Genomic DNA, 6,744 nt, shown 5'->3' on the forward strand with positions numbered 1-6,744 from the left:
CCCCCCCCCCCCCCCCCCTCCCGGGGGGGGGGCTGGGGCCGTTTCGGCAGTCCGCGCGTTCTTGCATCGACTGCCGAAACGGTCAGCGCGGATCGGTGGTCCGGGTGCCCAGCACGACGGTGGCGTAGTACTCCTCGGACCGCTCGACCCGGGGCACGAGCCCGTGCTCGGCCAGGATCGCGCACGCGGTCTCGACCTGCCCGGTGGAGGTCTCCACGAGCACCGTCCCGCCCGGCGCCAGCCAGTGCGCCGCACCCTCGGCGACGCGCCGGAACACCGCGAGCCCGTCCGCCCCGCCGTCCAGCGCGACCAGCGGTTCGTGCTCACGCGCCTCGGGCGGCATGTCCGCGACCCGCTCACTCGGCACATAGGGGGTGTTCGCGAGCAGCACGTCGATGCGGCCACGCAGATCTCCCGGTAGCGCGTCGAACAGATCACCGACGAACACCGGCGCGTGCAGCGGTGCCAGGTTCTCCCGCGCGCACGCCACGGCGACGGGGTCGATATCGGCCGCGACGAGCTCGACCAGCTCGCCGCGCGCGGTGAGTTCGGTGGCCGCGCTCAGCCCCAGCGCCCCGCAGCCGCAACACAGATCGACCACGCACACCGCGCCCGGCGCGACACCTGTCACCGCGAGCTCGACCAGGAACGCGGTCCGTTGCCGCGGGACGAAGACACCGGGCCGGACCCCGATCCGCATCCCGCGGAATTCCACCCAGCTGAGCAGATACTCCAGCGGCGTCCCCGCCACCCGCCGGGCCACCAGCGATGCCAGCCGGGGCGCGTCGTCGGCCGCGGCCTCCAGCAGCAGCGCGGCCTCGTCTTCGGCGAAGACGCAACCGGCGGTGCGGAGCGCGACGACCACGTCGGCGGGGGCGAGAACAGTCATGCAGCGATTGTCCCCGACCCCGCAACCGAATTGATCAGCGCGCGGTATCCAGCTCGAACGTGCGGGTCGCGTCGAGGTAGATCCCGCGCTGGGCGGCCCGCGCGGGCGGCGGCAGCTGGGAGACCAGCTGCTCGAGGGAGGTCATGGCGCCGACGACATTGGTCCCGGCCACGATGAAATCGGCCACCGCCCGCCGGATGTGGTTCGGCGAGGTGACCACCACGGCACTGTGCGCGCCGAGATCACGCAGCATCCGCGTGCTGAACAGGGCGTTCTGTACGGTCGAGCCGGCCCGGTCCTCCACGTGGATCCGGTCGGCGGGCAGCCCTCGCCCGACCAGCCAGCGGCGCATCGCCTCGGCCTCGGAGATCCCGTTCTGTGGATTGCCGCCGGTGACGATCACCGGCGAGAACGGCGCGGCGATCGCCTGCAACCAGGCCGCCGTCAACCGGTTCTCCAGCTCGGGGCGCAGCGCCCCGTCGGGCAGCAGGCCGTAGCCGAGGACCACGATGCCGGTCTGCGGACCGACCAGCGCCGGCAGGGGATTGGGCAGGGTCGCGGCCGCGGCGGTGACCGCGCGCAGCACGTTCGAGGTGCCCGCCGCCATCCCGGCGTCGACCGCCCCGAGGCGGGCCATCGCTTCGCCGACAGCACCAGGGTCACCCGCGTAGTGCGACCAGATGGCCTGCAGCGCCAGGGCCTCGGCGTCGTTCGGGTCGGCGGCGATCAGGGCGCGCAGATCGGCCCGGCCCGCGGCGTCGTCGCCGTCGGTGAAATGCCGCTGCGCGGAGTTGTAGAGCGCGGTCACGTCCGCTTCGGCGGTGGCGGGGCCGACGCCCGCGGTCGTGACCGCGGCGGCCGCGAGCACCGCGGCGGCCGCCTGTTTCCAATGCTTCGAGATCTTCACGACAGTCGACACCCTTCCCGCGAACGGTTCGGTACGTGCTGGCAGCGCTGATGACAGAGCAGCCAACACCCTACGACCGCGTTCGGCGGGTACGCCGGACCTCGACGACGTTCCGCGCGTCGCCGCCCGGTGGACCGTGCACCCGGTAGCGACGGATAAGCTGACCCACCGTGGATACCGCTTCGCTGACCGGCAAGGAACTCGCCGCCGCCATCAACGCCGACACGAAGGACCGCGCCGCCGCGCTCGGCGCCGCGGGCTCGGCGCCCACACTGGCGCTGATCGTCGCCAACGACGACCCGGCCAGCGCCTGGTACGTCAACTCGCTGCGCAAGGCCGCCGAACGTCTCGGAATCGCCTGCGAGCGCATCGATCTCGGTGCCGACGTGAGCGCGGAGACGATCCGCGCCGAACTGACCGCCCGCAGCGCCGACCCGGCCACCGACGCGATCATGCTGCAGACCCCGCTGCCGGCCGGGGTGGATCTCGACGACGTGAGCTCGGCGATCGCGGCGAGCAAGGACGTCGACGGGGTCAGTCCGCTGTCGCTGGGCCTGCTCGCCTCGGGGTTGGACGGCTTCGTGCCCGCCACCTCCGAGGCCGTGGTCGAACTGCTGAAGCATCACGGCATCGCGCTGCAGGGACGACTGGTGACCGTCGTCGGGCGCTCCAACATCGTCGGTAAGCCGCTGGCGCAGTTGCTGCTGGCCGAGAACGCGACCGTCACCGTCGCGCATTCGCGCACCGCCGATCTCGCCGCTGTCACCACTCCCGCCGACATCGTGGTCGCGGCCGCGGGCCGGATCGGGCTGATCACCGGCAAGCACGTCGGTGACGGCGCCGTGGTGATCGACGTGGGCACCAACGAGGCCGCCGACGGTGGCATCGTGGGCGACGTCGACGCGTCCTCGGTCGACGGCAAGGCCGCCGCGCTGAGCCCCGTCCCCGGCGGTGTCGGCCCGGTGACCACCGCGCTGCTGATGCGCCACGTGGTCGTCGCGGCCGAGAAGGCCCGCGCCTGAGCGGGTTTCGCGCCCTCGATCGGGTCTAGCGCACCGGCCCGATCGAGGTGATCAGGTACTTCCCGCCGACCTTGGCGGTGCCGACGAGCTGCGGGTTGTAGATGATCGGCACCTCGTCGGGACGGAATTCGGTGATCACCACGAAGTACTGTCCGGTGTGGGCCGCCGGGGTGATCGCCAGGCAGTGCGTGGTGCCCACCGGAATGGTGTCGATCCCGGCCTGGATGTCGGCGCCGGAGGGCAGCGCGGCATCGCCTGCCACCAGGGTGCGTGCCTGATCACCGGAGCGCGCCACGTAGTACGCGTGCTGGAACGCCAGAATCGCGGCGACACCGTTCTCGGTGCCGCCCGCGCCGTTGCCCTGGATCTTGCTGCCGACCTGCTCGGCGGGGCAGTTCCCGGCGGCCGGGGTGGTATCGGCCTGGCTCGATTCGATGGGGGTGCTGGCCGCCGCGGATTCCGGTGCGGGGCCGCGCAATTGGAAGTAGCCGCCGCCGATCAGCAGCGCGCCCGCTACCGACGCGGCGAGCGGAGCGGCCCAGCGGGGCGGGCGCCGCCGCTGGTTGCGGTTGATCATCCTGGCGAAGACCTCGTCGTCACCGGAGTAGTCGGGTGCGGGGCGCGGCGGCAGGGGATCGGGGTGCGCGAAACCGGGTGCCGGAACAGGCTGCGGCACTGGGGTTTCCGGTGCGTGCCAGATCGGCTCCGGTAGGTGCGGGCGGGGTTCCGCCGCGGGTGCGAGCATGTCGCGGGTGATGATCGGCAGCCGATCGGTGTCGGGGCCGTTGTCGGAGCTCCCGATCCGGAACGGCACATCCGGAAGCGCGTGGCGCGCACCGGGATCGAAGGGTCCGCCGACGATCGGGAGCCGATCGGTGGCGTAGCCGTCCTGCGGGGGCAGGTTCAGGGTGTGCGTCGCGGGCAGCGAGATCACCGGAATGCCCGCGGGAGTGCGCGGTCCGCCGCCGAGGCGATGCCGCGGACCCGTGGTGGGCGCGGCGGATTCGCTCACCCGCCGGGGTGGCGCGCCCAGCTCACGACTGCCACGCCGCGGCGTGGCAGCGGTGAGCGGACCACCGACCGATCCCGGGTCGTGCTGTCGAGCCCCGGTCGATCTGTGTGCCTCCGGTCGATCCATCGCCCCACCTTCATCAGGGGAGTTGCCGTCAGGTTCATCCCCGCAACGATTTCGTTACGGGGCACGATACTGCGCTGACGGGAGGATCGCCGAATGCCACGAGGAATTACTCACCAGTGGATGTAGACCTCGTCGCCGATGCCGACATTCTCGAAGTACCAGGCCGCGTCGTCGGGCGCGAGATTGATGCAGCCGTGGCTCACATTGGCGTTGCCCTGCGAGTCCACCGACCACGGCGCGGAATGCACGTACACCCCGCCCCAGGTGAGCCGCACGGCCCACTCGCCGTCGATGATGTAGCCCTCGGGATCGTCGAGCGGGATGCCGATGGTGCGCGAGTCGAACACCACCGCCCGCTGCTTCTCCAGCACGCTGAACGTGCCGGTCGGCGTCTCGAAACCGGGTTTGCCCATCGACGCGGGCATCACCCGGACGACCTGACCGTTCTGGAACACGGTGAAGGTGTGCGCCGACAGATTCGCCTCGGCGTACGTACCGCCGCTGTACTGGGTGCGCTGACCTCCGATCAGGTCGGCGGACGCGGCGCCCGACCACGCTCCGGCCAGGATCACCGCCATGATCGCGACGAACAGAAAACGAACTGCTCTCCTCATAAACGCCACCCCTTCACTCACTCGTAGGCGGAGTCCAAGTCTAGGCCGCCATGATCAACTCGAACTATCGAAGTGATAACGGCGCGTGGGTGTATCGGAGTGTCGTCTTGCGTTCGCGCAGGTCGGGACCTCGACGAAATTTCTTACTTCGAGATCGTGCCCGCCGCGGAAAACCAGGCTTCAGCCGCGAACGGCGTGCAGGACGTCGGCGTGCAGGGCATCGGCCCTGGCGGCGATGGTGTCGACCCGCAGCAGGGCGGCGGCGAAGGCGTCGCCGAGCTCGGCGGGCAGCGAGCCGACATTGATCTCGATGTTGAGCTGGGAGCTCATGGCGGCGGCCCGCGCCGCGTCGGCGGCGGCGCCGATGTCGGTGACCACGTTCGGGTTGCCGATGGGCAGGAGTTCGGCGGCCAGCGACAGGATCTCGTCCGCCTCGTCGACCACCGCGGCGGGCACCCTGGCCGCCTCCACCAGCGCGGCGTTGATCGCCTCGGAGCGCGCGGCGCGCTCGTCGTCGGTGTCCTTGGGCAGCTTGTAGGCCGCGCCGACGGCGGTGAAGGCCGCGGCGTCGGCATCGGCCAGCGCCAGCGCGCGCGCCCCGGCGGCGTCGGCGGCCTCGATGATCCGATCGATGACCGGCCGGTGCTCGGCGTCCTTGGTCCTGGTCGTGTAGCGCGCGACCATCGCGATGAGGGCCGCGGCCTGGGCGGCGTGCAGCGCGGCCACGGCGCCGCCGCCGGGTGCCGGGACCTTCGCGCCCAGCTCCGACAGATAGTGCTCCAGGGTCGCCGTGCCGAAGGAGGGAGCGATCTGCTGCGGCGAGGCGGTGGGCTGCGACACGACGTGGTGGCCTTTCGATGCGGCGAGAAACTGGCGGGAATCGTCGTCAACGCTACCGCGTGCCGCCCCACGCACCCCGCCCGACCAGCACCGGTGGCGACGGACCGACCGGTCGGGGTGGTCGCGGGCGGCGGGGCTATGTTGGGTGCCATGCGGATCGGATTGAGCATCAACTACTCGGGCGGTTTCAAGGAGGTCGCGGCCGAGGTCGCCGACCTGGAACGCGCCGGACTCGACATCGTCTTCGTGCCGGAGGCGTACTCGTTCGACGCGGTGAGCGCCCTGGGCTTCCTGGCCGCCCGCACCGAACGCGTGCAGCTGGCCTCGGGCATCCTGCAGCTCTACACCCGGACCCCCAGCCTCACCGCGATGACCGCGGCCGGCCTGGACTTCGTCTCCGACGGCCGGTTCATCCTCGGCCTCGGCGCGTCGGGCCCGCAGGTCATCGAGGGCTTCCACGGCGTGCCCTACGACGCCCCGATCGGGCGCACCCGCGAACTGGTGGAGATCTGCCGCAAGGTCTGGCGCCGCGAGAAGCTGAACTACCAGGGCAAGTATTACCAGATCCCGCTGCCGGCCGACCGCGGCACCGGCCTCGGCAAAGAGTTGAAGCTGATCAATCATCCGGTGCGCGAACGCATCCCGGTGCTGCTGGCCGCGCTGGGCCCGAAGAACGTGGAGCTGGCCGCCGAGATCGCCGAGGGCTGGCAGCCGATCTTCTTCCTGCCGGAGAAGGCGAAGGACGTGTGGGGCGACGCCCTGGCCGCGGGCAAGGCCAAGCGCGATCCCGCGCTGGGCGAGCTCGACATCTTCGCCGGTCCCGCGCTGGCCATCGGCGAGAACGTGACCCCGCTGCTGGAGTTCGTGAAGCCGCACCTGGCGCTCTACATCGGCGGCATGGGCGCCAAGGGCAAGAACTTCTACCACACGCTGGCCACCAAGTACGGCTACGGCGAGGCCGCGAACCGGATCCAGGAGCTGTACCTGGCCGGCGACAAGCAGGCCGCCGCCGCGGCGGTGCCCGACGACCTGGTGCGCGACGTGTCGCTGATCGGCCCGGAGAGCTTCGTCAAGGACCGCATCGCGGCCATGGCCGAAGCGGGCGTCACCACGCTGAACGTGACGCCGCTGGCGGAGAACGCGGCAGGCCGGGTCAAGCTGATCGAGCAGCTGCGCGGACTCTGCTGACACCCACGACGCGGCCCCCCCCCCCCCCCCCGGGGGCGCGGGGGGGGGGGGGGGTGGGAAGGGGGGGGAGGGGGACCCCCCCCCCGCGCCCCCCCCCGGGGGGGGGGGGGGCACCCCCCGCCACCGCCGCGCAAAAAAAGAGAAAC

6 protein-coding genes and 1 pseudogene are annotated in these 6,744 nt (G+C 71.5%); 2 read left to right on the top strand and 5 right to left on the bottom strand.

Annotation, left to right across the window (positions count from 1 at the left end):
- Positions 1-82: 82 nt before the first annotated feature.
- Positions 83-889, bottom strand: a complete 807-nt coding sequence (locus QH270_RS00110) for a putative protein N(5)-glutamine methyltransferase (RefSeq protein WP_280338310.1) — start codon at positions 887-889, stop codon at positions 83-85.
- Positions 890-923: 34 nt separating this feature from the next.
- A complete protein-coding gene (locus QH270_RS00115) occupies positions 924-1,796 on the bottom strand; it encodes a YdcF family protein (RefSeq protein WP_280338311.1) in 873 nt (290 codons plus the stop codon).
- 170 nt (positions 1,797-1,966) lie between these two features.
- Here QH270_RS00115 and QH270_RS00120 point away from each other — a divergent pair, with 170 nt between their 5' ends.
- Positions 1,967-2,818: a bifunctional 5,10-methylenetetrahydrofolate dehydrogenase/5,10-methenyltetrahydrofolate cyclohydrolase gene (locus QH270_RS00120; protein ID WP_280338312.1), complete on the top strand. Its 852-nt coding sequence runs from the start codon at positions 1,967-1,969 to the stop codon at positions 2,816-2,818.
- Between the two features lie 25 nt (positions 2,819-2,843).
- Here QH270_RS00120 and QH270_RS00125 read toward each other — a convergent pair whose 3' ends face one another.
- The 3 genes and pseudogenes from QH270_RS00125 to QH270_RS00135 all read right to left on the bottom strand — a co-directional run bounded on the left by QH270_RS00125 (position 2,844) and on the right by QH270_RS00135 (position 5,410).
- A complete protein-coding gene (locus QH270_RS00125) occupies positions 2,844-3,830 on the bottom strand; it encodes a hypothetical protein (RefSeq protein WP_280338313.1) in 987 nt (328 codons plus the stop codon).
- 236 nt (positions 3,831-4,066) lie between these two features.
- Positions 4,067-4,438 (bottom strand): annotated as a pseudogene (locus QH270_RS00130) (L,D-transpeptidase); the annotation flags it as partial.
- Between the two features lie 312 nt (positions 4,439-4,750).
- Positions 4,751-5,410 (bottom strand): cyclodeaminase/cyclohydrolase family protein, encoded by a 660-nt coding sequence (locus tag QH270_RS00135; protein WP_280338314.1) that lies wholly within the window; start codon positions 5,408-5,410, stop codon positions 4,751-4,753.
- A 150-nt stretch (positions 5,411-5,560) separates the two neighbouring features.
- Here QH270_RS00135 and QH270_RS00140 point away from each other — a divergent pair, with 150 nt between their 5' ends.
- The gene (locus QH270_RS00140) at positions 5,561-6,598 is read left to right on the top strand and encodes an LLM class F420-dependent oxidoreductase (protein ID WP_280338315.1); all 1,038 of its coding nucleotides are present in this window, start codon (positions 5,561-5,563) and stop codon (positions 6,596-6,598) included.
- The last annotated feature ends 146 nt before the right edge of the window (positions 6,599-6,744 follow it).

Origin of the sequence: Nocardia neocaledoniensis (genome assembly GCF_029868625.1) — a bacterium.
GTDB lineage: Bacteria > Actinomycetota > Actinomycetes > Mycobacteriales > Mycobacteriaceae > Nocardia > Nocardia neocaledoniensis_A.